Here is a 23,813-nt window from a genome sequence, read left to right as displayed (position 1 = left end):
GATTTTTGCGCCGATTGCTTGCCCGCGCGATAAAATCAGCCAAATCGCTGTTGATGTATGGCCAACTTTGAGTACTCTGAGTGCTTTGCACACCTCGAGTGCGCCCGTTCTATCTATGCTTTAATCAGGCCCATCACAGGAATCGCCATGCCCGCCCGCCAAATCTCGAGGAGCCCGCTCTGATGCTGGAGATGTTATTACAGTGGTACCGCCGCCGCTTCACCGATCCGCAGGCTATCGCGCTGCTGGTGATCCTGGTCGCCGGGTTCCTTATTCTCTATTTTTTGCACGGTATTCTGACCCCGTTGCTGGTCGCCATCGTGCTGGCCTATCTGCTGGAGTGGCCGACCGCGCGCCTGCAGCGCATCGGCTGTTCGCGCACCTGGGCGGCGAGCATCATGCTGCTGGTGTTCGCGGGCGTCGCCATGCTGCTGGTGTTCGTCGTCGCGCCAACCGCCTGGCAGCAGGGCATCAATCTGATGAGCGATCTGCCGGGCATGCTCAATCAGTTCTATAACTTTGCCGCGACGCTGCCGAAGCGTTACCCGGCGCTGGTGGATGCCGGCATCATCGACATGATGGCGGAAAACCTGCGCAGCCGGCTGTCCGGCATGGGCGAGTCGGTGGTGAAATTCTCGCTGGCGTCGCTGGTCGGTCTGCTGACGCTGGCTATCTACCTGATCCTGGTGCCGATGATGATGTTCTTCCTGTTGAAGGACAAAGAACAGCTGCTGAACGCGGTGCGCCGCGTGCTGCCGCGCAATCGCGGCCTGGCGGGACAGGTCTGGAACGAGATGAATCAGCAGATCACCAACTACATTCGCGGCAAGGTGCTGGAGATGGTGATTGTCGGCGTGGCGACCTACCTGGTGTTCGCCGTGCTGGACATGCGCTACTCGCTGTTGCTGGCGGTGCTGGTGGGCTTCTCGGTGTTGATCCCCTACATCGGCGCGGTGCTGGTCACCATTCCGGTGGTGGTGGTGGCGCTGTTCCAGTGGGGCGTCGGCGCCGATTTCTGGACGCTGATCGTCGCCTATCTGGTGGTGCAGGGGCTGGATGGCAACCTGCTGGTGCCCATTTTGTTCTCTGAAGCGGTCAACCTGCATCCGCTGGTGATTATCCTGTCGGTGATCGTGTTCGGCGGAATGTGGGGCTTTTGGGGCGTGTTTTTCGCCATACCGCTGGCGACGCTGGTGAAGGCGGTGATCCATGCCTGGCCGGATGAACTGCGGGTCGAAGTGGAAGACAAGGCCGACTGACAGGGAAGAAACGAAGCGCAGCAGGCCGCTGCGCTTCGTGAGAATTACTGCTGCAGGTAGCTCAGAACGATGTCGTGGTGATTGGTGGTTTTGAAATCATCAAACACTTTTTCAATCTTGCCTTTGCCATCGATCAGGAAACTGATGCGGTGAATACCGTCGTAGGTCTTGCCCATGAAGGTTTTCTCGCCCCACACGCCAAACTGTTGCGCTACCTGATGATCTTCATCAGACAACAGCGTAAAGTTGAGCAGCTCTTTTTCGGCGAAGCGCGACAGTTTTTCCGGTTTGTCGGTGCTGATGCCCAGCACTTCGACGCCGACCTTTTTCAATTCGTCCATGTTGTCCCGCAGGCCGCAGGCTTGCACGGTGCAGCCCGGCGTCATCGCCTTCGGATAGAAATAGACCAATACTCGCTGTCCCTGGAAGTCGGCCAAATTAATTTCCTCACCGTCCTGGTCAGGCAAACTAAATTTCGGCGCTGTGTCACCGGCTTTCAATGGGCTCATCACTACTCTCCATCTTTCTCGTCATGCTGTGGATAGTTCACCACGCTAATACTGCCTTGCGCGTTCAATTCTGTACATAGGCGATGGAAGGCTTGCTCAATATTTGAGGCGTCCCGATCGCCGGAGCTGTGGGCGGTGATTTGGATATACAGCTGCGGCGGCAGGTCGCCGTCCGCCGGCTGCGTGCGCGAGACCAGTTCGGCGATATTCATCTGGCTGGAGTCGAACAGATCGGTAAAGCGTTCGATGATGTGCGGCGAGTCCTTCACTTCCACCTGCACCCACACCGTGGCCGGCATCGGCGGCCTTTCGTGCGAGTTTGTGCGCTTCATCACGATCAGCAGATCCAGCTCCGCGCCTTTTTGCGGCAGGGTGGATTCGATCAGGGTGATGGCGTTCCAGCTGCCGGACAGCAGCATGATGAACGTGAACTCCTCTCCCAGCATGGCCAGACGGCTATCTTCGATATTGCATCCGCAACTGCTGACGTGGCGGGTGATGGTATTGACGATTCCGGGGCGGTCGGCGCCGAGCGCGGTAATCACGAGATAGTGTTCGTCTGACTGAGGCAAAATAGCGCTTCCTGTCGTGCTTAATGGGGTTACCATGGTAAACATAAAAAAAACCGCCTGCCAAGCGCTTACAACGCGGTTGTGCGCTTGCTTTTGGATAGGCAGCAAAAGTACCATGAGTGACTTGTTTGTGGAGGGGACGGCCAATGTTTACGGGAAGTATTGTTGCACTGGTTACGCCGATGGACGACAAAGGTGCTGTCGATCGCGCGAGCCTAAAAAAATTGATCGATTATCATGTAGCCAGTGGCACCGCGGCGATCGTTTCCGTAGGGACCACCGGCGAGTCCGCAACGCTTGCCCATGACGAGCACGTTGACGTGGTGCTGCAGACGCTGGAGCTGGCCGACGGCCGCATCCCGGTGATCGCCGGCACCGGCGCCAACGCCACCGCCGAAGCCATCGCGCTCACCACCCGCTTCGCCAATACCGGCGTAGTGGGCTGCCTGACGGTGACGCCGTACTACAATAAGCCGACGCAGGAAGGGCTGTACCAGCACTTCAAGGCGATCGCCGAGAGCACCGAGCTGCCGCAGATCCTGTACAACGTGCCTTCGCGCACCGGCTGCGACATGCTGCCGCCGACCATCGCTCGGCTGGCGAAAATCAAGAATATTGTTGCTGTAAAAGAAGCGACGGGGAACTTAAGTCGCGTTAGTCAGATCCAAGTGCTGGTTGACGATGAAGACTTCATTTTGCTGAGCGGCGACGACGCCAGCGGGCTGGACTTCATGCAACTGGGCGGCAAAGGGGTGATTTCCGTGACGGCCAACGTGGCCGCGCGCGAGATGGCGGAACTTTGCGCGCTGGCGGCGCAGGGCAAATTTGCCGAAGCGCGCCGCTTAAATCAGCGCTTGATGCCGTTGCATCAGGATCTATTTGTAGAAGCAAACCCAATTCCGGTGAAGTGGGCCTGTAAGGCGTTGGGATTGATGGCAACCGATACGCTGCGTCTGCCAATGACGCCGTTGAGCGAAGCCGCCCGCCCGGTGGTGGAGCGCGCGCTGAAAAGCGTCGGCTTGCTGTAACTCTAAGGGAAATTTGATGGCTTATTCATTGCAAAAGTCGACGGTAGCAAAAGTAGTGGGCATCTCTTTGGTGATGATGCTGGCAGCCTGCAGCAGCGATCAGCGCTACAAGCGCCAGGTCAGCGGCGACGAGGCTTACCTCGACGCGGCTCCGCTCAAGGCGCTGAACGCGCCGTCCGGCATGATCCTGCCGGTGCAGAGCGGCAACTATGACGTTCCCGCCACGACGCTGCAAGGCAACGTCGGCAAGCAACTGGACATTCGTCCGCCGGTGCAGCCGTTGGCGCTGCTGAGCGGTTCACGCGCGCAATACGCCGGCGACAGCGGCACGCTGCTGCTGGAAAACAGCCCGCAGAACCAGAACCTGTGGTCGCGCGTAGTCAGCCTGCTGCAGGCGAAGAACATCGCGATCGCTTCCCGTCAGGACGCCGGTCAGACCCTGACCACCGACTGGGTGAAGTGGAACCGTCTGGACGAAGACAACCAGTACGAAGGCCGTTATCAGATCAGCGTGCAGCAACAGGGCTACCAGCAGGCGCTGGTGGTGAAAAGCGTTGGCCTGCAGCAGCAGGGCAAGACCGAGCAGGTGACCGATCAGTCTGAGATTCAGCGCTACAACGGCATGATGATCAACACCCTGATCGAAGGCCTGGACAAGCAGGACAACCTGGCGAGCAGCCAGACCGCCAGCCGCTTCGGCGCGCTGGACGTGCAGAGCGGCGCCGATGACACCGGCCTGCCGATGCTGGTGGTGCGCGGCCCGTACACCGTGGTGTGGGATCGCCTGCCGGCGGCGCTCGAAAAACTGGGGATGAAAGTGGGTGACCGCAGCCGTCCGCAGGGCACCGTCGCCGTGACCTACAAGTCCTTGAGCAGCAGCGATTGGGATGCGTTGGGCGTCAAGGATCCTGAACTGGCGGAAGGCGATTACAAACTGCAGGTCGGCGATCTCAACAACCGCACCAGCCTGCAATTCATCGATCCGAAAGGCAAACCGCTGACCCAGTCGAAAAACGACGCACTGGTGGCGGCATTCCAGTCTGCCTTCAGTAAAACCAGCGTTAAATAATCAAAAAGGGGCTTCGGCCCCTTTTTGTTTTGTCGATACGGTATCGTTTGCGTCGCAGGTTTGGCACAATAGTGTCCGGCACGCCAAAGAATTCATTAGGTCAATTCTATACCCCCTAATTTCGGGCCGCGCTCGGGAGACAACGGGGATACATCACTGGAGTAAGTAAGATGCAAAAGCTAGCTGAGCTGTATCGCGGAAAGGCAAAAACCGTTTACACCACCGAGAATCCCGATCTGTTGGTGTTGGAGTTCCGCAACGATACGTCAGCACTGGATGGTCAGCGCATTGAGCAGTTCGATCGCAAAGGCATGGTGAACAACAAGTTCAACCATTTCATCATGAGCAAACTGGAAGAAGCCGGCATCCCGACCCAGATGGAGCGTCTGCTGTCCGACAACGAAGTGCTGGTGAAGAAGCTGGACATGGTGCCGGTGGAGTGCGTGATCCGCAACCGCGCCGCCGGTTCGCTGGTGAAGCGTCTGGGCATCGAAGAAGGCCTGGTGCTGAATCCGCCGCTGTTCGATCTGTTCCTGAAAAACGACGCCATGCACGATCCGATGGTCAACGAATCCTACTGCGAAACCTTTGGCTGGGTGAGCAAAGAGCATCTGGCGCGCATGCGCGAGCTGAGCTACCGCGCCAACGACGTGTTGACCCAGCTGTTCGACGACGCGGGCCTGATCCTGGTCGACTTCAAGCTGGAGTTCGGCCTGTTCAACGGTGAAGTGGTGCTGGGCGATGAGTTCTCGCCGGACGGTAGCCGCCTGTGGGACAAAAACACCCTGGACAAGATGGACAAAGACCGTTTCCGTCAAAGCCTGGGCGGCCTGATCGAAGCCTATGAAGAAGTGGCGCGCCGCATCGGCGTGAAGCTCGACTAAGCATTGGCACCGCCATTCGGGGCGATCCGGCCGGATCGTCCCGCTATTCTGCGTTTTTCCAGAAAATTTCTACATTTCCTCCGCGGCAGACCATTTATAATGATGGATGCGAGATGACTAAAACCTATCCCACTCAGGCTTGAAGCTGCCTTTGCGCTTACGATCGCGGCGCAACTTCAACGAGTAGGGGAAATATCTGGAGTATATTTATGCGTTGGCAAGGGCGTCGGGAAAGTGACAATGTTGAGGATCGTCGCGGGCAGTCTTCAGGTTTGGGCGGCGGTGGCGGCGGTTTCCGTGTGCCGGTGCGCGGCAAGGGCGGCATCGTCATTTTGGTGGTGGTGCTGGTGGCCGGCTATTACGGCATCGATCTGTCGCCGCTGTTGAACGGCGGTAACGTCGCACCGCAGGGTCAACAGCAGAGCGCCAACATCAGTCCGAAAGACGATGAACTGGCCAAATTCACTTCGGTGGTACTGGCCTCCACCGAGGATAACTGGAAAGAGATTTTCCAGCGCATGGGCAAAACCTATCAACCGCCGAAGCTGGTGATGTATCGCGGCGTCACGCGCACCAGCTGCGGCACCGGCCAGGCGGCGATGGGGCCGTTCTACTGCCCGGGCGACAGAACGGTGTATATCGATCTGTCTTTCTATCAGGACATGAAAACCAAGCTGGGCGCCGGCGGTGATTTTGCCCAGGCCTATGTGGTGGCGCACGAAGTCGGCCACCACGTGCAGAACCTGCTGGGCATCGAGCCCAAGGTGCGCCAGATGCAGCAGGGCGCCAGCCAGGCGGAAGTGAACCGTCTGTCGGTGAAAATGGAGCTGCAGGCGGACTGCTTCGCCGGCGTGTGGGGTAAATACGCCGAGAAGCAGCAGATGCTGGAAGAGGGCGACCTGCAGGCGGCGCTGAATGCCGCGCAGGCGATTGGCGACGATCGGTTGCAGCAGCAGAGCCAGGGCCGCGTCGTGCCGGACAGCTTCACCCACGGCACCTCGCAGCAGCGCTATACCTGGTTTAAACAGGGCTTCGACAGCGGCGATCCCAATACCTGCAACACCTTCGCATCCCGTTAACGCCTCAAGTGCCGGAGCCTGACTCCGGCATTTTTTTCGGATTGAGATACAGCCTTATGTTACAGGCAGCGCAACAACTCATGCGGCGACAGGGCATCCGGCGCCTGCTGGTGCTCAGCGGTGAGACCGACTGGTGTCGCGAACAGGCGCAGCGGCTGGCGGCGACGCTGCCGGGCGACTGGTCGTGGGTGGGGGAAAACCCGCCGCCCGGCCTGTCGGCGTTGGCGAGCGGCGCAGTGCGCCAACTGCTGGGGCAGGAACGGCTGCACGCAGTGTTCGACGCCGGTCAGTCGCTGGACGTGGAGGCGTTGGCGGCGCTGTGCGGCGCACTGCGTGCCGGCAGCTGGCTGCTGTTGCTGACGCCGCCCTGGCGGCAATGGCCGCAGCAGCCGGACGGCGACAGCCTGCGCTGGAGCGATTGCCCGCAGCCAATTACCACCCCGCATTTCATCCACCACCTGCAGCAGCATCTGGCCGACGACCGCGAAGTGACGATCTGGCGGCAGGATGAGCCCCTGACGTTGGCCGCGCTGCCGGCGCGTGAAGGATGGCAGCCGCCGGACGGCCGGCCGACCGAGGAACAACAGGCGATCTTGACGACGCTGCTGCAGGCCGAATCCGGCGTGTGGGTGTTGACCGCCGCCCGCGGCCGCGGCAAATCGACACTGGCCGGCATGCTGGTGGCGCAGTCGCCGCTGACCTGTTGGATAACCGGGCCGAGCCGCGCCGCCACTGAGGTGGCCGGGGAATGGGCGCAGGGGCGCGCGCAGTTTTGGGCGCCCGATGCCCTGTTGGCGCAGTGCCGGGAGGGGGACGTCAGCGCCGTGGGGTGGCTGCTGGTGGATGAAGCGGCGGCGATCCCCGCGCCGTTGTTGCAGCAGCTGATCGGTTATTTCCCGCGCGTGCTGCTGACCACCACGGTGCAGGGCTATGAGGGCACCGGCCGTGGTTTTCTGCTGAAGTTTTGCGCCGGGCTGCCTTCCTATCAGGCGTTGAGCCTGCAACAGCCGATGCGCTGGGCGCAGGGGGATGCGCTGGAACGGATAACGGACAATGCGCTGTTGTTCAACGAGCTGCCCGCCTGGCCGGCGGATGGCCAGACGATCGATTACAGCCAGGCGGAGCAGCGCGAACTGTGCGCCGATCCGCAGCGGCTGGCGCGTTTCTATGCTCTGCTGAGCAGCGCGCATTACCGCACTTCGCCGCTGGATTTGCGCAGGCTGATGGATGCGCCCGGCATGCACTTCGGGCTGGCGCAGGCCGGGCAGGAGGTGGTCGGCGCCGTGTGGCTGGTGGACGAAGGCGGCTTGAGCGCCGAGTTGGCGCACGATGTGTGGGCCGGCCGCCGCCGGCCGCGCGGCAACCTGGTGGCGCAGTCGCTGGCGGCGCATGGCGGCCAGTGGTGGGCGCCGACGCTGCGGTCACGGCGCATTACCCGCATCGCGGCGCTGCCGGCGTTGCGGCGGCAGGGTATCGCGCGTCAGCTGGTCGAGCGGCAACGCCGTCAGGCGCAGGGGCTGGATTTTCTGTCGGTCAGCTTCGGCTATACCGAGCCGCTGTGGCGCTTTTGGCAATCCTGCGGTTTCGAGCTGGTGCGCATCGGCAGCAAGCCGGAGGCCAGCAGCAGCTGCTATACCGCGATGGCTATCTTGCCCCTGAGCGAGCAAGGAGAGGCGCTGCGGCACGCGGCGCACAAGCATCTGGCGCGCGACTGGCCCTGGCTGCGGCAGCGCATTGAACTCGCGCTGGCGATCCCGGGCGACGACGGCGACACGCCGCTGGGCGAAGAGGATTGGCGCGCGCTGGCCGGGTTCGCTTTCGCCCATCGGCCGCTGGAGGCCAGCCTGGGGGCATTGCAGCGTTTGCTGTTGGCCAGCAATCTGCCGCTGCCCGCGCTGCGCGGCCATCTGCAACGGCGGCAATCCCCGGCGGCCTGCGCGGAGCTGGCGGGCGTCAGCGGGCAGAAAGCCTTGCTGCGCCACTGGCGGCACGAAGCGGCGCAGGCGCTGGAACAGCTGAATGCGCAGCACTGCCGCTACTGGCGCGACTGGACGCAGTCGTTGCAATAAATTGAATAACTCGCTCAATAAAACCCGATTTTCCCGATTTCTCAACGGCGTATAGTCACTGTCAGCGGTGAGGCGGCGACTGTCGCCGCACCAGGTTGGGTTACTATTAAGGAGTCATCGATGAAACATGAGCATTTCGTTGTCCAAAGCCCGGCGACCCCGGCGGCGCAGCTGATCTTGCTGTTTCACGGTGTCGGCGACAACCCGGTGGCGATGGGGGAGATCGGCAGCTACTTCGCTAAAGACTTTCCTCAGGCACAGGTGGTGAGCATCGGAGGTCCCGAAGCGTTCGGCAACGGCGCCGGGCGCCAGTGGTTTTCGGTGCAGGACGTGACCGAAGAGAACCGCGCGGCCCGCATCGCAGAAGTAATGCCGCAGTTTGTGGCGGTGGTGCGCCATTGGCAGCAGCTGAGCGGCGTAGGCTATGCCGGCACGGCGCTGGTGGGGTTCTCGCAGGGGGCGATCATGGCGCTTGAGGCGCTAAAAGCGGAAACCCGGCTGGCCGGGCGCGTGGTCGCGTTCAGCGGGCGTTTTGCCCAGCTGCCTGAGCAGGCTTTCGGCGACAGCGTGGTGCATTTGATCCACGGTGAAGATGACGCGATGATCGCGGTGCAACACGCTCACGCGGCGGCAGAAGCGCTACGGGCCGGCGGCGCCGATTTTACGCTGGACGTGGAGGAAAACGTCGGGCACGCAATCAACCAGGGCATGATGAACGCCGCGCTGGAAAGGCTGCATTATTATGTGCCGCAGCGCTACTGGGACGAGGCATTGTCCGGCAAGCGCGGCGAGCTGATCGCCTTTCGCTAAAAATTCAGGGCGCCGATGAGCGCCCTGATGTCATTTCTTTTTCGGCCAGTCGTCTTCGTCATCCCACTGGGCGTTGTTGTCGCGGTGCGGCGGTATCTCCGGCTTGTTGGCCAGATAGCTTTTCACGTCGACGCGGCGCAGTTCCTTAATGCCGCTGACGACCATTCCCACCAGAACCAGCAGGATAATCCACCAGTAATCAGCTAACCATTGCATAGCTACTCCTTTCCTTCACTGCGTATAAAACGCGAAAAAATCGATGGCAGATGGCGTTCGAGCCATTCGGCACCGGCGACCTCCCTATCTTGCCAGGCCGCCAGCAACAGCGCCGGGGTCAGTAAATGCTCGGCTTCTTGCGCCAGCGGCCGGTAGCTCAGATGCCACGGCTCTACCGCCACGCCGCCGCTGTCTTCGGTAAAGGGGCGATAGAAACCGAACTCGGCCATATGCGCCGTCAGCCACTGGTTGAGCGGCGCAAAGTAACCGCCTTCTTCATATTCCCACGGCTCCAGCTGCAGCTTTTGCCCTTCCGGCAGCAGCGACGGGTCATACACGTCGAGATCGCTGCCCCAGTGATGGCGGCTGGCGCCCGGCAGGGCCGACCAGCGCAGGATCGCCTCACAGCGCTCGGCGGCGGACAGCGGCGCAACGTCTATCGGGCGGCTGTCCTTATCTAATACTGGCCGCTGGCCGCAGAATTTGCCATTCCAGATAGCCAACTGCCGGTCGAAATCGCGGAAGGTGCTGGCGGGCTGGAGATCGAATCCCGCCTCACGCGCCGCCTGCTGCATCGCCAGAAAGGCGTTGACCGCCTGCGGCTGTAGCCGGTGGTTCCCGCTCAGCGGCGCCAGGTGTTCGGTTGAGCGGCCGGTGAGCATCTCTGCGTTGATCATGCGACCAATTGCTCCATGATGCGTTGATACATGCGGCTCAGCAGCTGCAGATCCGCGGCGTTGACACATTCGTTGACCTTGTGGATGGTGGCGTTGACCGGCCCCAGTTCCACCACCTGCGCGCCCATCTGCGCGATGAAGCGGCCGTCGGAGGTGCCGCCGGTGGTCAGCAGCTGCGGCGTCAGTTCAGAATAGTGCTCGACGGCGTTGACCACCGCATCCACCAGCGCGCCGCGCGAGGTGAGGAACGGTTGGCCGGACAGCCGCCACTCGATGCTGTAATTCAACTGGTGGCGTTCCAGCAGCTCTTCCACGCGCTGCTTGATCATCGCATCGGTGAGTTCGGTGCTGAAACGGAAGTTGAACTGCACGTAAAGATCGCCTGGGATCACGTTGTTGCTGCCGGTACCGGCCTGCACGTTGGCGATCTGCATGCTGGTCGGCGGGAAGAACTCGTTGCCGCGATCCCATTCGATCGCCACCAGTTCATTCAGCGCCGGCATGGCACGGTGCACCGGGTTGTCCGCCAGGTGCGGATAGGCGACGTGCCCCTGCACGCCGTGAATGTGCAGATTGGCGGTGATGGAGCCGCGTCGGCCGTTTTTCACCACGTCGCCGACGCGCTCGGTGCTGGACGGCTCGCCGACCAGGCAGTAATCCAGGCGCTCATTGCGCGCCATCAGCGTTTCGACCACTTTAACCGTGCCGTGGGTGGCGCTGGCCTCTTCGTCGGAGGTGATCAGAAAAGCCAGGCGGCCCTGGTGATTCGGGTTGGCGGCGACAAAGCGCTCTGCGGCCACCACCATCGCGGCCAACGAGCCTTTCATGTCTGCCGCACCTCGGCCATACAGCATGCCGTCGCGGATCGCCGGTTCAAACGGCGGGTTATCCCAACGCTTTTCATCGCCGGTCGGCACCACGTCGGTATGCCCGGCAAACGCCAGGGTTTGCCCTTCGCCGCGCCAGGCCCAGAAGTTTTGGGTGTCTTCGAAGTCCATCGCCTCGACGGTGAAACCGATCGCCTGCAGGCGATCGATCATCAGCTGCTGGCAGCCTTCGTCATTTGGGCTGAGGGAAGGGCGTTTAATCAGCTGTTGGGCCAGTTCGATAACCGGGCAAGTCATACGGCGACCTCGGCGATAAATTGCTGGTAAGCGTCGGCGTTGAAACCGAGCAGGGCGTGGCCGTTGCCGTCGTTCAGCAGCGGGCGTTTGATGATCGCCGGCTGCGCCAGCATCAGGGCGATGGCGGCGTCGGCGTTATCGCAGGCGTTGCGTTGCGCTTCATCCAGCTTGCGCCAGGTGGTGCCGCGAGTATTGAGCAGCGGCTCCCAACCCAGTTGCGCGATGAAACCGCGCAGCTGCTGTTCGGTCAGGCCGTCGGCGCGGTAGTCGTGAAAATGATAGGCCACGCCCTGATCTTCCAGCCAGCGGCGGGCTTTTTTGATGGTGTCGCAGTTTTTGATGCCGTACATCGTCAGCGTTGTCTGTTGCGGTTTGTTTGCCATGGCGTAAAGCTACCTGTCTCGTCGAGTCGATACTGAGCGGCGGGCGCGATCTTTGGCCCTCTCGCCGCCCGGCGATAGCAGAGATAATGCCAGTAAAGCGGCGGCGAGATCCAGACAACGATGCGGGCGAGGTGCGATTGGGTGCCTGGGAGAGGGAGAGGCAACGTGGCGGAGCGGCGGCCTTCGCCGGCGGTGCTCTCGAAGAGATGCCGGCGAAGGCGTTCAGCCGCAAATGCGAATCTGAAGAAGAGGGCGTTACTCTTTATTTATTCTTATGTTTAAACGATCGGTTAAACAGCGCACGCGGGTAATGTGCAATAGCGGTTTTATCCGGCTGGCGCCGAGTTTTTTCATTATTCGTGACTTGTAATGATTGGCGGTTTTATTTCTGATATTCATGGCACTGCTGATATCGGCCAGCGATTTTCCCGTCGACCATTCCGAGAGGAAAAGTGACTCACGCTGGGACAGTTGCGGCGGCTCGGTATAGTGGCTGTAACGTTTATATAAGTCGCCGATCAGGTGGCTAAAACGGCTCAATGATATAAGGTTTGATAATATAATGGTCTTTCTGTCGACAATCACCATTTCATGCGGGCAGTCAGTGATAATGACTATTTTGTAGGTGTTGGGGTTGGCATATTCATCGCGGTAACGCGCTTCAAAATTGGCGATGGTGACATCGATGAAGCAGACTCTTTTGCGGCTAAAGCCGGCCGGTGCGCGTTTTTCCGCCCAGGTTTGCTTAATGAGTTGTCGGATGCCGACGCTGGTATAGGCACAATCGCTGAAAATATCAATTTCCATTTTATTATAGTCCTTTACTTTCTATTTCCCGGTGAGGATCGATATCTTAAAACATAAAAAAAGAAACAATCTAAATAATTTCACATTGAACTTATCTTGTCGCGTAGGCGGAAACTCTCTCTCGGCGGCGGCAAATAAGGAAAGTCTCATATACTAACATGATTTATAAAGAGTAAATCTGCTTTTTAGCCGGCCCTTTGGCCGGAGACGGTTTAATAGAATAGAAATCCTCTATTAATACTCAGGTTATTAAAAGGAATTAACATAGATGTCACCTATCACAAAAGTAAATTCGATCGTTTTTATCGATACCTGTAGCGTGGCTGATTTCGTTAATGGGTTAATAACTAAGATATTTCTTGTTTTCTTGCCGCGATGGCGGTTTTATTTTGAACGGTGGAAAGACAGTCTATGAGTTTATGCGGAAATTCGGTTTAAAATTGAGATAAAGATAAATCTAAACAAAGAAAATGCGATGTTTTGAGCGACGAACAGCGCGTAATGTGGGCGGTTGATACGGAGAGCTGGCGTGAAAGAATGTCATATCGAAATTTCCGATCGGGTAACGCCGGAAATAACGTCTTGTATTGCGGAGGGGTTGGACCGTTTTAATGATCAACAGATCGGCTACGGCGATCGTCTGCCGCTGGCGGTGGTGGTAAAAGATCCCGACAGTGGGGAGGTTCTGGGGGGAATTACCGGGCGTTCATCGTTAGGGCTGCTGTTTCTCGATCTCTTTTATCTGCCGGAAGCGCTGCGCGGCGCGGGGCTGGGCAGCGAACTGTTGCGCCGCTTCGAACAGGAAGGTCGCCGGCGCGGTTGCCTTTCCGCCGTGTTGTACACCATCAGCTTTCAGGCGCCGGACTTTTATCAACGGCATGGCTGGCAACGTATGGGCGAAGTGCCTTGCTTGCCGCCGGGGACTAGCCGTATCTTTATGAGCAAAACCCTGTGAAGCGCGTTTAACGCACGTAGCCTCCCTGTTGCAGGCGCTGCAGGGAGGCGCCGTCCGCATACACCATGCCGGTGGTCAAATCGTGAAAGCCGTACTTTTTATAAAAGGCCAGCTTTTCCGGGACGGAATAGATGAAAATCTTGCCGAGCGGCGCCAGGTCTTGCATCACCCGATCCATCAACCGGCGCCCCAATCCCTGTCCCTGAAAGCGCGGATCGATCGCCACGTCGGCCAGGTAAGCGACCGAGGTCAGATCGCTGATGGCGTGCGCGGTGGCGATCAGCTCGTCGCCGATAAACCCCCAATAGCAAAACTGGCTGTGTTGGTAAACGCGCCGCAGGGTGTGTGGATCGCGCTTGCCCAGTCCGGCTGCCTCCAGCAATTCGCACAGCCGCTGCCAGTCGATGGCGCGGCGGTTCAGATCGGTGACAATTTCCATCGTTTTCCTCTAACCAATAACATTGAGATCGGCGGCATAGTGCCGAATGGCGCGCTGATAGCCGCGGATGTCGGGGTCTGACGAGGTGTCCGCCAACAGCAACAACAGATCGGCCACGGCCCGTTTATTTTCGCCCAGGTTGTACAGCGCCATAGCGCGAAACAGCATCAGCTCGTTGGCCTGCGGGAACTCGGTCAGGCCATCGTCGAAAGCCCGTAGCGAAGCCGGGTATTCTCCCAGGGCGCGGTAGGTGCTGCCGAGGCCCAGCCAGGCCTCGCGGCGCTGGGCGGGCGGCAAATCGCGGGCCAGCGCCGCGAGGTAGCAGGGAATGGCCTGTTGCTCCAGACCCTGTACGTCATACAGGCAGGCCAGCTGAAAGTGCAGCATCGCCGCTTCCGGTTCTGCTGCCAGCTGCCGTAGCGCCAGTGCAGTGGCTTCCTGATAGCGGCCCTGCGTTTTCAGCTGTGAAAGAGACAAAGAGGTGGACATGATCGGCGCTCCATTGGCGTATTTTTATACCTTTTACACGCTATCGTGGAGAAATTGATATCACAAGGGAATAGCTGCACTGAGTATTGATCAGATAAATACGAAAATGTGCGCTAACCCCGGTTTCCGGGCCCGGCATCGTTCCCGTTTCCCTTCACATGGTCAAAAAACAGGCGTAGAATCCGCTTCGTCAAATAATTGAGGTTGTAAAGTATTATGGTTGATCGTGAATTAGGAAACTGGAAAGACTTCATTGATGAGATGTTGGGCAACTGACACAGCGTTGAAGCAGATGGCAAGGTTGGGTCATTGGAGCGTCACTGAAACACCTTGGGAACGAGATTATCGTTCGAAATAAAGCAGCATCGGTTCACCCGACGCTGCTTTTTTTATATCCCGCGGGTCAGTCCCCGGCGGCCGTCGTATTGCCTGCCGGATGCGCTTTACCCGGGAAACGGCGGCGCACCAGTACGAAGAACAGCGGCACGAAGAAAATGGCCAGCAGGGTGGCGGAGATCATGCCGCCCATGACCCCGGTGCCGACCGCATGCTGGCTGCCGGAACCGGCGCCGCTGCTGGTGGCCATCGGCAGCACGCCGAAGATAAACGCCAGCGAGGTCATCAGGATCGGCCGCAGACGCATGCGTGACGCATCGAGCGTGGCGGACATCAGATCCTGCCCTTTATGGTTCAGCTCATTGGCGAACTCGACGATCAGAATGGCGTTTTTCGCCGACAGCCCAATGATGGTCAGCAGGCCAACCTGGAAATAAACGTCGTTCTCCAGGCCGCGCAGCCAGGTGGCGGCGACCGCGCCGATCACCCCCAGCGGCACCACCAGCATCACCGAGAACGGGATCGACCAGCTCTCATACAGCGCCGCCAGGCACAGGAACACCACCAGCAGCGAGATGGCGTACAGCGCCGGCGCCTGTGAGCCGGACAGCCGTTCCTGATAGGACATTGCGGTCCATTCCAGGCCAAAGCCGGTCGGCAGTTGGCTGACCAGTTTCTCCATTTCCGCCATGGCGGTGCCGGTGCTGACACCGTTGGCCGCCTCGCCGACGATCTCCAGCGCCGAGCTGCCGTTATAGCGCTCCAGCCGCGGCGAGCCGTACTCCCAGTGTGAGGTGGCGAAGGCCGAGAACGGCACCATGCCGCCTGCGCTGTTGCGTACATACCATTTGTTGATGTCATCCGGCAGCATGCGGAACGGCGCCGCGGCCTGCACGTAGACTTTTTTCACCCGGCCGCGGTCGACGAAGTCGTTGACGTAGGTCGAGCCCCAGGCGGTGGAGAGGGTGTTGTTGATGTCGTCGATAGACACGCCCAGCGCCTGGGCCTTGCGCTGATCGATATCGATTTGCAGCTGCGGGCTGTCGTCCAGGCCGTTGTGGCGCACGCGCGACAGCCGCGGGTTTTGCCCGGCCAGCTGCAGCAGTTGATCGCGCGCCGCCATCAGCTTGGCGTGGCCGAGCCCGGCGTGGTCTTCCAACTCCATATCGAAGCCGGAGGAGTTGCCGAGGCCGGTGATCGCAGGCGGGCTGCTGGCGATCACCCGCGCTTCGTTAATCTTGTTGAATGCCAGCGTGGCGCGATCGATGATGTCGAACGAACTGTTGGCGCCCGAGGTGCGCAGATCCCAGTCTTTCAATCGCACGAACAGGCGCGCCACGTTCTGGCCGTTGCCGCCCGGGCCGGAGCCGATGATGGCGAACACCGACACCACATCCTGTTTCTCTTCGGTCAGGAAGTACTGCTCGACCTTTTCCACCACCTTAGAGGTTTGCTGCAGGGTGGAGCCCGCCGGCAGTTGCACCTGTACGGTGAAGATACCGCGGTCTTCCTGCGGCAGGAACGAGGTCGGCAGCTTGATGAACAGCAGCGCCATGCCGCCGAGCAACAGCAGATAAATCACCATGTAGCGGCCGCTGGCGTGCAGGATCCGCCCCACGCCGCGCTCATAGCGTTCGGCGTTGCGGTTGAACATGCGGTTGAACCAGCCGAAGAAGCCGCGCTTGCCGTGATGGTGCCCCTTGGCGATCGGTTTGAGCAGCGTGGCGCACAGGGCCGGGGTCAGGATCATCGCCACCAGCACCGACAGCACCATGGCGGAGACGATGGTAATGGAGAACTGGCGATAGATGGCGCCGGTGGTGCCACCGAAGAACGCCATCGGCACAAATACCGCCGACAGCACCAGCGCGATGCCGACCAGCGCGCTCTGGATTTGCCCCATGGATTTGCGCGTGGCCTCACGCGGCGGCAGGCCTTCCTCGCTCATCACGCGTTCGACGTTTTCCACCACCACGATGGCGTCGTCCACCAGCAGGCCGATCGCCAGCACCATGGCGAACATGGTGAGGGTATTGATACTGAAACCGCAGGCGGAAAGGATGGCGAAGGTGCCCATCAGCACGACCGGCACGGCGATGGTGGGGATCAGCGTGGCGCGGAAGTTCTGCAGGAACAGGTACATCACCAGGAACACCAGCAGGATGGCTTCCAGCAGCGTTTTCACCACGTCCTTGATCGAGGCTTTGACGAACGGGGTGGTTTCATAGGCCACCTTGGCCTCCAGCCCATGCGGGAAGTACTGCGACAGCTCGGCGATCTTGTCCTTCACCAGCTGGTCGGTCTGCAGTTCGTTGGCGCCGGAGGCCAGCTTGATGTTCATGCCTGCGGCCTGCATGCCGTTGTAGCGGCTGAGGTAGTTGTAGTTCTCGCCGCCCAGTTCGACGGTGGCGACGTTGCCCAGCGTCACCAGCGAGCCGTCCTGATTGACCCGCAGCGTGATCTGGCGGAACTGTTCCGGCGTCTGGAGCTGCGACTGGGCGTTGATGGTGGCGTTCAGCGCCTGCTTGTCGACCGACGGGGTGCCGCCCAGCTGGCCGACCGCCACCTGGGCGTTCTGCGACTGAATGGCCTTGACCACGTCCTGGGTCGTGAGCTGGTAGCTGTTGAGCTTGTTGGGATCGAGCCAGATGCGCATGGCGTATTGCGAGCCGTACACGTCCATGCTGCCGACGCCGTTGATGCGGCTGAGCGGATCCTGCAGGTTGGAGACGATGTAATCGGCAATGTCCTGCTTGTCCATGCTGTTGTCGGTGGAGACGAACGCCACCATCATCAGCGTGGTGTCGCCGGATTTCGACACCGTGACCCCCTGATTCTGCACCGCCTGCGGCAGACGTTTGATCGCCGCCTGCAGCTGGTTTTGCACCTGCTGCATCGCCTCGTTGGGATCGGTGCCGGCTTCGAACGTCAGCGTGACGGTGGCCTGGCCGGTATTGGTGCTCTGCGACGACATATACATCATGTTGTCGAGGCCGGTCATATTCTGCTCAATGATTTGGGTAACGGTGTTTTCCAGCGTTTGCGCCGAAGCACCTGGGTAAGTTGCGCTGATGCGCACGTTCGGCGGCGCCAAATTCGGGTATTGTTCTACCGGTAGGGAAGAAATCGCCAACGCCCCGGTCAGGCAAAGAATAATTGCCAGCACCCAGGCAAAAATCGGGCGATCAATAAAAAAATTGGCCATGCAGCGCGAACCTCGTTATGACTTGTTCTATCTTTAAAACGCATCAGAATTATGCATTTCAGCGGCAGGGAAGGATTCCGGCGCTATTGCACTTTACTCGGGATAGCCGAGGAAAGCGTGGAGAAAAAAAGGAGATAGTGTAAATAACGGTAGCGGAAAACGGCGTGGGTGTACTGGCGTCGGTAATTGTACGCTATTAAGACATTTTTATTACTATCAAAGGCCTTGCGCATCTCTTCGCCGCAGGGAACCGGAAAGTAAAAACTGGACTTACCTTACAGCAGGAGCTTGGCATGGGAATTAACCCGGTATTTGCCCGTCGGCTTTATTTGTGCTGGCTGATCAGCCACAGTGAGCGGCCCAATGTGCCGCGGTTGATGGCGCTGACCGGCTGGCCGCGCCGCACGTTGCAGGATGTGCTGAAGGCGCTGCCCGGCATGGGCGTCGAGCTGCAGTTCGTGCAGCAGGGCGTGCGCAACAACGACGGTTTTTATCAGTTGGAAAGCTGGGGGCCGTTCAACAAGAGCTGGGTGCACCAGCATCATCAGGCGCTGCTCAGCGCCATCGAGTAAGCTGCCCCGGCGCATTGGCCGGGGCGGGGCGATCATTGACTTTTGTGCTCCAGGTACATCACCGTCGCCGCCACGCGAGAACGCACGTCCAGCTTGCGCAGTATGTTGCGGATGTGCACCTTCACGGTTTCTTCAGAGATATGCAACTGCGCCGCCACCTGCTTGTTGGACAGGCCGCGCGCCACCTCTTGCAAGACGTCCAGCTCGCGTTCGGTCAAGGCGGCGAAGGGATCGCGTTGCTCGCCGCGCGCCAACAAATAGTCGGCCATGGCGTCGCTGATCACGTTCTGCCCTTCGGCGGCGGCGCTGATGTGTTCCAGCAGCTGTTCCGGCTCGCTGTCCTTCAGCAGGTAGCCGTCTGCGCCGGCGTCGATCAGCGCATACAGATCGCTGCGCGCGTCGGAAACCGTCAGCACGATGATGCGCGCATCCACGCCTTCGTCGCGCAGGGCCCGCAGCGTGTCCAGCCCGGACATGCCTTTCATGTTCAGATCCAACAAGATCACGTCCGGCGTGTGCTGCAGTGCCAGCGCAACCGCCTCACTGCCGTTGCCGGCCTCTGCCACCACGCCAAATCGCGCATCCAGTCCCAGCAGTTGTTTGATGCCGCGCCGCATCAACGGATGATCGTCAACGATCATGACTCGGTATTGCTTCATCACCATGAAATATGCTCCCTGTAGCAAGTAAAGCCACTCAAACGCGCCCTGGGGCGTGCTTCACAGTGGGACTGTCTCTTCAAAAATAGCGGCAATCTTCGCCGCAAACCTCCCCGGGCGGCCTTCTGCCCGGCGGCAGCCGTAACGCAAAGTGAACAGCGGCGAGGTCAGGGCGGGAATGTCAGGCAGACCGCCGTGCCGCCGCCGTTTCTGCGCCGAATGTGCAGCGTTCCTCCCAATCGCGCCGCGCGTTCGCTCATGATGGTCAAGCCGTAGTGCCCTTCCGGTTCCTCCAGACTGGCGATGCCGCAACCGTCGTCGATAATGCTGAATACGTTGTCGCCTGCGGCGTTGACTTCGCAACACAGGGTGATTTCATTCGCCCCGGCGTGCTTGACCGCATTGAGCACCGCCTCGCGCACGATCTGCAGCGCGTGCACCTGCTGCTGGGCATTGAGCGCCTGCGAAGGTAGCCGACAGTGTAACTGAATCCGCGCGGGGGTTAGAGCCTTTAATGGCTGCAACAGCTGCTCCAGCGCGGCGTTCAGGTCCGCCTCCTGAATATTGAGACGGAAGGTGGCCAGTAATTCTCTCAGTTGGCGATAGGCATCGGCCAGCGTGCGATCGAAATCGTCGATAATCACCTGCGCCGCCGGCGCATCGGTGGCGCGCCTGAGCAGCGTAAGCTGAATGCGCAGGAACGACAGCGTCTGCGCCAGCGAATCGTGCAGCTCGCGGGCGATGGTCGCGCGCTCTTCCATCAGCAGCAAATATTGGTGCTGCTTTTGCGCCCGGTTGAAGTAGACGCCGCGGCCCAGCATGTTGGCCAGGCTCTGCATCAGATGAGGATGCGGCGGGTGCGCCTCGGGCTGCCAACGCAGCTCGCCAAGCGGTTTGTCGCTCTGTGTGATCGGCAGCGTGTTCCAGGCTTGCGTCGGCGCCGGTTCCCCTTCATTCAGTTGCCACTGGCCGTGGTCGTCCGCCACGTTCAGCCGGATGCAGCGCAGCCGTTCGCTTTGGCGCACGATGCGCAGCACATTCTCGAACGCCTGCTGATCGATCTGGCGCACGCTCAGCGCCTGCGAACAGCGATACAGCACCTCCAGCGTTTCGTTGGCCTGCTGCAGGCGCCGGGTCTTTTCCTGCACTTTCAGCTCCAGCGACTGATAGAGCCGGGCCAGCTCGTCCGACATGGCGCTGAAGGTTTGCGACAGCACGCCGAGCTCGTTCGGCAGCGCCACGTCCAGCTGCGGGTGGCTGAAGTCGCGCTGCTGCACGCGCTGGCTGGCGTCGACCAGATGCTGCAGCGGCGTGACCACCTGGCGGCGCATAAAGCGAATGCAGAACAGCACCAGGCCAATGATGGCGGCGTAACCGATCACGCTGACGGCGGCCACCAGGGTGAGTTTCAGCTCGGAATAGCGCTGCAGGGCAGAAACGAAATGATCGACGCGGTTGACGTAGCCGGCGACCTCCGCCCGGTAGGCGGCCGCCTGCCCGCCGCGGATCTGGCGCTCCATCGTTTGCCATGCCCGTTGCAGCGCCAGATAGTGATTCCGCACCTCGGCCGGTACGTAAAACCGCGCCAGCTTTTGCAGCGCCGGCGCCTGTAAAGATTGCCGGTACTGCTGCAGGTGCAGCTCCAGCTCCGGGCTCTGCTGGTCGAGATCGAAGGCCAGCCGGTAGCTTTGCATGCGCAGCGAACCGGCGATATTGATCGCTTCGGCGTCGCTCTGGCTGCCGGCGACGGTGGTCAACGCCAACCCGGTGGCGAGCACCGACAGTATCACGATGCCGAACAGCGCTCTGGCCAGGCTGCCGGTCACGGAACGTTTAACAAGCAATCACGGATCCTTCTCTCAGGTGAGGCGCTTCGCCAGTTTCATTCGAAAGCAAAACTATAACTTTTGCAACTAAAATGCACCGCGATTTGTATCAAGTTGTCAACAAAACGGGAACAATTGTCGTCGTATAATCAAATGAATAGCGAAATGCCCGCCGATGTTCAGCGGCGGGCTGGTTTCCTCCGGCGATTTGTCTTTAGCGTGGATCAAATCTTGCGCAAGGCTCCTCGTCGGCGGTTTTTGTCACTGCCGGTCAAGGCGTCGGCAGATGCATCGCGGCAACCTGTTTCGCCGCAGCATCGCTGAAGCGCAACCCCCAGCGGGTAAAGTACTCGCGCAGATCCTGCCCCGCCTCCCGGCTGTAGACGATCACGCTGAAGTCGATGACCTTCTGCGGCGTGCCGAAGACGTATTTATATTTATCCTGCATGGTGTTACCCGGTGCCGCGAAGGCCTGCTTCAACCGTTCCTGATTGATGCGCGGGAAGAAGGATTCATCATAAGCGTGCAGCAGATGGGTAAAGAATCCCAGTGCGAGATCGTGCTGCTGCTTCGGGAACTCGTCGTAGCGCACTTCCGAAGCGAGGAACTTACGCACCGCATCCCGATCCCACTCTTTGTCTGCCCCCAGTTTGCAGGTCGGGCCATAGTCAAAATCGTTACGTTCCGACAGCAGGCGGCAGGCCAGTACCGAATAGCGGTTGACCTGCACTTCGGGGAACACGTTGTATTCCCACTGCGGCTCGTTCTCGTGCCCCAGTTCGTGCCAGAGCCCCCAGTGAGCGGCATTGGCGCGGGTGGTCTTGTCGGCGAAGAAACCGACGTTGACCGCGCCCTCGCGGTATTCCGCGCTGCAGCATTTGCTGTAGTTGAGGAACAGGGAGCCCTGTGACGCCGTGAACATCTCGTGGGTACCATCCATGCCGTTCACCGCTTCATACAGCGCGGCAATGCTGAGGCTTTCCCCCAGCGATTTATTGATGATCTCCTGAGTTTTGTCGGTGATTTTCTTCGGTACGAAGTGATTGGATTTACCGTCATACAACACGACGCCGCCCAGGATGCTGGCGCCGGCCTTCTGTTGCTCCCAGTCGCCTTGCGTATTTTGACCGAGAATGTGCAGGTTGCTGTCGCCACCGCCGCTCACCTCAAACCGGACCAATTCGCCGTTTTGCTGTTTTTGCGGATGGCTGCAGCCTAAGGCCAGTACGCCGGTTTGCGCGAAGGTATAAGTGGTCTCCTTGTTGGCATCAAGCTTTCGTTTTTCCGAGTAGATGCTGTCGACATTATCGAAACGGGCGCTGGTCGCCGCAAAACATGAGCTGCCTGCCGGAATGGCCCCGGTCTTGATCGTGACGCTGTCGCCCTGATTCCCCAGCGTGCGGGTGTAGAAGAAAATTCCGCGCGCCATGCTGCCATACAAGGAGTTGTACCAACTGGCGGCGTGAACGATCGGCAGCCGGTAGACATTTGGCGTGTCTGACGGGTACATCTGCATGGTGCGCTTGAGCCAATACAGCGGCGTGCGGGCATCTTGCGAGTCCGCCAGCGCCTGTTCGGCGTCTTGATTCAGCGCGTCCAGGCTGGTGCCGATGTAACGCAGCGCATCGTTGAATCCCTCCTGCTCGGCGTAGGCTTGCCACCAGGGGGCTTCCTGGGCGGTACACTGGCCGAGGTTTTGCCAGGGTTCGCCGACCCAACCGGCTACGCCGGGGATATGGTGTTTTTCTGCCCACCATTTATTGGCGAACAGCGCATTGTCCTTGATGACCTGTGTGCCTTTGATGGCGTAGGTTTTAGCCGTCCATTCCGGCACGTTGGTGCAGTCCGCCGCGTGGGCGCCGGCGCTGGCCATCAATAAAAGGCTTAACGGTAACAAGCAGCGATGAGTCAGTTTCACGTTGGTTTTCCCTAAAGAGGCGTTGAAAAATAAAGTAGGCGCGTGTTATTAGGATGATATTGGCGCTCTTCCTTATGGTTTTTTTTCAGGTTTTCCGCTACTTAGATGTACTTACTTTAAGATGATTTCAGGTTGGGGTACCGTTGGGAGCGATGATGTTTTGTTGCAAATCGTCTGCCGCGGCGCGGCGCAATCGCGGTATGATCTTCAGGTTGCTACTCAAGGGAAAAGGGCATGTCGTCGAAAATTGAGAATGTGAAGAAAGAGCTGCTGTCGGACAACTGGTATGTGCTGCACAAGTACACGTTCGATCTGAAACGCAAAAACGGCGGTTCGGTGCAACAGGTGCGTGAGGTCTACGATCGCGGCAACGGCGCCACCATTTTGCTGTACAACCGCGCCAAGGGCACGGTGGTGCTGACCAACCAGTTCCGCATGCCGACCTATGTCAACGGCAACGAAAGCGGCATGTTGCTCGAGGCCTGCGCCGGCCTGCTGGACGCCGATTCGCCGGAGCAGTGCGCGCGCCGCGAAGCGGTGGAGGAAACCGGCTTCCAGGTGAGCGAGGTCAAGAAAATCTTCGAAGCCTACATGTCGCCGGGCGGCGTGACCGAGATCGTGCACTTCTTTATCGCCGAATACCATGACGATGAGCGGCGCGCGGCCGGCGGCGGCATTGAAGATGAAGATATCGAAGTGATCGAACTGCCGTTCAGCGAAGCGGTGGCGATGATCGCCGACGGCCGCATTAAAGACGGCAAGACCATCATGCTGCTGCAATATTTGCAGATTCATCGGGTGATGGCATAAAAAAAGCCGGTCACGATGACCGGCTTTTTTATCGGCTTGCGCCAGGCCGCTTACTTCAGCAGCGCCTGCGCCTTGGCCACCACGTTGTCCACGGTGAAGCCGAACTCGGCGAACAGCT

At 59.7% G+C, this 23,813-nt stretch carries 24 protein-coding genes and 1 pseudogene; 11 read left to right on the top strand and 14 right to left on the bottom strand.

The annotated features are described in order from the left end of the window. Window positions 1-182 precede the first annotated feature (182 nt). Window positions 183-1,259 carry an AI-2E family transporter gene (locus tag ACJ8QI_RS21500; protein ID WP_004941690.1) on the top strand — a complete coding sequence of 359 codons (1,077 nt, stop codon included), beginning with the start codon at window positions 183-185 and terminating at the stop codon, window positions 1,257-1,259. Window positions 1,260-1,303: 44 nt separating this feature from the next. Here the strand turns inward: ACJ8QI_RS21500 and bcp are convergent, their stop codons facing one another. Together bcp and ACJ8QI_RS21490 are read right to left on the bottom strand one after the other, a co-directional pair. Further along, window positions 1,304-1,768, bottom strand: coding sequence for a thioredoxin-dependent thiol peroxidase (gene bcp, locus ACJ8QI_RS21495; protein WP_038873672.1), 465 nt, complete (start codon window positions 1,766-1,768; stop codon window positions 1,304-1,306). Between the two features lie 2 nt (window positions 1,769-1,770). Next, entirely contained in the window at window positions 1,771-2,376 is a 606-nt protein-coding gene (locus ACJ8QI_RS21490) for a glycine cleavage system transcriptional repressor (protein ID WP_369783268.1), read from the bottom strand. Window positions 2,377-2,486: 110 nt separating this feature from the next. On the opposite strand from ACJ8QI_RS21490, the gene dapA reads away from it, so the two are divergent. The 6 genes from dapA to ypfH all read left to right on the top strand — a co-directional run bounded on the left by dapA (window position 2,487) and on the right by ypfH (window position 9,279). Further along, entirely contained in the window at window positions 2,487-3,368 is an 882-nt protein-coding gene (gene dapA / locus ACJ8QI_RS21485; RefSeq protein ID WP_004941701.1) for a 4-hydroxy-tetrahydrodipicolinate synthase, read from the top strand. A 16-nt stretch (window positions 3,369-3,384) separates the two neighbouring features. Next, window positions 3,385-4,437: an outer membrane protein assembly factor BamC gene (gene bamC, locus ACJ8QI_RS21480; protein ID WP_019453890.1), complete on the top strand. Its 1,053-nt coding sequence runs from the start codon at window positions 3,385-3,387 to the stop codon at window positions 4,435-4,437. A gap of 170 nt (window positions 4,438-4,607) precedes the next feature. Continuing rightward, the gene (gene purC, locus ACJ8QI_RS21475) at window positions 4,608-5,321 is read left to right on the top strand and encodes a phosphoribosylaminoimidazolesuccinocarboxamide synthase (protein WP_004941708.1); all 714 of its coding nucleotides are present in this window, start codon (window positions 4,608-4,610) and stop codon (window positions 5,319-5,321) included. Window positions 5,322-5,530: 209 nt separating this feature from the next. Next, on the top strand, window positions 5,531-6,400 hold the full coding sequence (ypfJ, locus tag ACJ8QI_RS21470; RefSeq protein ID WP_047730119.1) for a KPN_02809 family neutral zinc metallopeptidase: 870 nt from the start codon (window positions 5,531-5,533) through the stop codon (window positions 6,398-6,400). 56 nt (window positions 6,401-6,456) lie between these two features. Further along, the gene (locus tag ACJ8QI_RS21465) at window positions 6,457-8,469 is read left to right on the top strand and encodes a tRNA(Met) cytidine acetyltransferase TmcA (protein ID WP_442533059.1); all 2,013 of its coding nucleotides are present in this window, start codon (window positions 6,457-6,459) and stop codon (window positions 8,467-8,469) included. Between the two features lie 120 nt (window positions 8,470-8,589). Beyond that, window positions 8,590-9,279, top strand: a complete 690-nt coding sequence (gene ypfH, locus ACJ8QI_RS21460; protein ID WP_442533057.1) for an esterase — start codon at window positions 8,590-8,592, stop codon at window positions 9,277-9,279. Between the two features lie 30 nt (window positions 9,280-9,309). Here the strand turns inward: ypfH and ACJ8QI_RS21455 are convergent, their stop codons facing one another. The 5 genes from ACJ8QI_RS21455 to ACJ8QI_RS21435 all read right to left on the bottom strand — a co-directional run bounded on the left by ACJ8QI_RS21455 (window position 9,310) and on the right by ACJ8QI_RS21435 (window position 12,486). Next, window positions 9,310-9,495 (bottom strand): YpfN family protein, encoded by a 186-nt coding sequence (locus tag ACJ8QI_RS21455; RefSeq protein WP_004941720.1) that lies wholly within the window; start codon window positions 9,493-9,495, stop codon window positions 9,310-9,312. Between the two features lie 2 nt (window positions 9,496-9,497). Next, a complete protein-coding gene (locus ACJ8QI_RS21450; protein ID WP_060424817.1) occupies window positions 9,498-10,172 on the bottom strand; it encodes a M15 family metallopeptidase in 675 nt (224 codons plus the stop codon). Then, window positions 10,169-11,296 carry a succinyl-diaminopimelate desuccinylase gene (gene dapE / locus ACJ8QI_RS21445; protein WP_047730121.1) on the bottom strand — a complete coding sequence of 376 codons (1,128 nt, stop codon included), beginning with the start codon at window positions 11,294-11,296 and terminating at the stop codon, window positions 10,169-10,171. The genes ACJ8QI_RS21450 and dapE overlap by 4 nt, the downstream gene beginning before the upstream one ends. Next, window positions 11,293-11,679: an ArsC family reductase gene (locus tag ACJ8QI_RS21440; RefSeq protein ID WP_060424813.1), complete on the bottom strand. Its 387-nt coding sequence runs from the start codon at window positions 11,677-11,679 to the stop codon at window positions 11,293-11,295. The genes dapE and ACJ8QI_RS21440 overlap by 4 nt, the downstream gene beginning before the upstream one ends. Window positions 11,680-11,934: 255 nt before the next feature. Beyond that, entirely contained in the window at window positions 11,935-12,486 is a 552-nt protein-coding gene (locus ACJ8QI_RS21435; protein WP_060424811.1) for a helix-turn-helix transcriptional regulator, read from the bottom strand. A gap of 529 nt (window positions 12,487-13,015) precedes the next feature. On the opposite strand from ACJ8QI_RS21435, the gene ACJ8QI_RS21430 reads away from it, so the two are divergent. Further along, the gene (locus ACJ8QI_RS21430) at window positions 13,016-13,441 is read left to right on the top strand and encodes a GNAT family N-acetyltransferase (RefSeq protein WP_060424809.1); all 426 of its coding nucleotides are present in this window, start codon (window positions 13,016-13,018) and stop codon (window positions 13,439-13,441) included. A 7-nt stretch (window positions 13,442-13,448) separates the two neighbouring features. Here ACJ8QI_RS21430 and ACJ8QI_RS21425 read toward each other — a convergent pair whose 3' ends face one another. Together ACJ8QI_RS21425 and ACJ8QI_RS21420 are read right to left on the bottom strand one after the other, a co-directional pair. After that, entirely contained in the window at window positions 13,449-13,880 is a 432-nt protein-coding gene (locus tag ACJ8QI_RS21425) for a GNAT family N-acetyltransferase (RefSeq protein WP_060441177.1), read from the bottom strand. Window positions 13,881-13,889: 9 nt separating this feature from the next. Further along, a complete protein-coding gene (locus ACJ8QI_RS21420) occupies window positions 13,890-14,369 on the bottom strand; it encodes a tetratricopeptide repeat protein (protein ID WP_084827296.1) in 480 nt (159 codons plus the stop codon). A gap of 216 nt (window positions 14,370-14,585) precedes the next feature. Between ACJ8QI_RS21420 and ypfM the strand changes: the two genes are divergently transcribed. Next, window positions 14,586-14,645 (top strand): protein YpfM, encoded by a 60-nt coding sequence (gene ypfM, locus ACJ8QI_RS21415; RefSeq protein WP_100396732.1) that lies wholly within the window; start codon window positions 14,586-14,588, stop codon window positions 14,643-14,645. Between the two features lie 127 nt (window positions 14,646-14,772). Here ypfM and acrD read toward each other — a convergent pair whose 3' ends face one another. After that, window positions 14,773-17,910 carry a multidrug efflux RND transporter permease AcrD gene (gene acrD / locus ACJ8QI_RS21410; RefSeq protein WP_442533055.1) on the bottom strand — a complete coding sequence of 1,046 codons (3,138 nt, stop codon included), beginning with the start codon at window positions 17,908-17,910 and terminating at the stop codon, window positions 14,773-14,775. Window positions 17,911-18,203: 293 nt separating this feature from the next. On the opposite strand from acrD, the gene ACJ8QI_RS21405 reads away from it, so the two are divergent. Then, complete coding sequence (locus tag ACJ8QI_RS21405) at window positions 18,204-18,482, top strand: winged helix-turn-helix domain-containing protein (protein WP_004941750.1); 279 nt, start codon at window positions 18,204-18,206, stop codon at window positions 18,480-18,482. 32 nt (window positions 18,483-18,514) lie between these two features. Here the strand turns inward: ACJ8QI_RS21405 and ACJ8QI_RS21400 are convergent, their stop codons facing one another. The 3 genes from ACJ8QI_RS21400 to ACJ8QI_RS21390 form a co-directional block, all read right to left on the bottom strand. Further along, entirely contained in the window at window positions 18,515-19,147 is a 633-nt protein-coding gene (locus tag ACJ8QI_RS21400) for a response regulator (RefSeq protein WP_049197963.1), read from the bottom strand. A gap of 161 nt (window positions 19,148-19,308) precedes the next feature. Then, window positions 19,309-20,985, bottom strand: a complete 1,677-nt coding sequence (narQ, locus tag ACJ8QI_RS21395; RefSeq protein WP_100396721.1) for a nitrate/nitrite two-component system sensor histidine kinase NarQ — start codon at window positions 20,983-20,985, stop codon at window positions 19,309-19,311. A gap of 253 nt (window positions 20,986-21,238) precedes the next feature. Next, complete coding sequence (locus ACJ8QI_RS21390; protein ID WP_442533054.1) at window positions 21,239-22,885, bottom strand: M60 family metallopeptidase; 1,647 nt, start codon at window positions 22,883-22,885, stop codon at window positions 21,239-21,241. Window positions 22,886-23,119: 234 nt separating this feature from the next. Here ACJ8QI_RS21390 and nudK point away from each other — a divergent pair, with 234 nt between their 5' ends. Continuing rightward, a complete protein-coding gene (gene nudK, locus ACJ8QI_RS21385; RefSeq protein WP_025303814.1) occupies window positions 23,120-23,695 on the top strand; it encodes a GDP-mannose pyrophosphatase NudK in 576 nt (191 codons plus the stop codon). A gap of 50 nt (window positions 23,696-23,745) precedes the next feature. On the opposite strand, the pseudogene ACJ8QI_RS21380 reads toward nudK, so the two are convergent. Continuing rightward, window positions 23,746-23,813, bottom strand: a pseudogene (locus tag ACJ8QI_RS21380) (transketolase-like TK C-terminal-containing protein); the annotation flags it as partial.

The organism is Serratia sp. CY84636, from assembly GCF_052166245.1.
GTDB classification, from domain to species: Bacteria; Pseudomonadota; Gammaproteobacteria; order Enterobacterales; family Enterobacteriaceae; genus Serratia; species Serratia nevei.
This window is presented reverse-complemented; position numbering and strand designations above follow the sequence as displayed.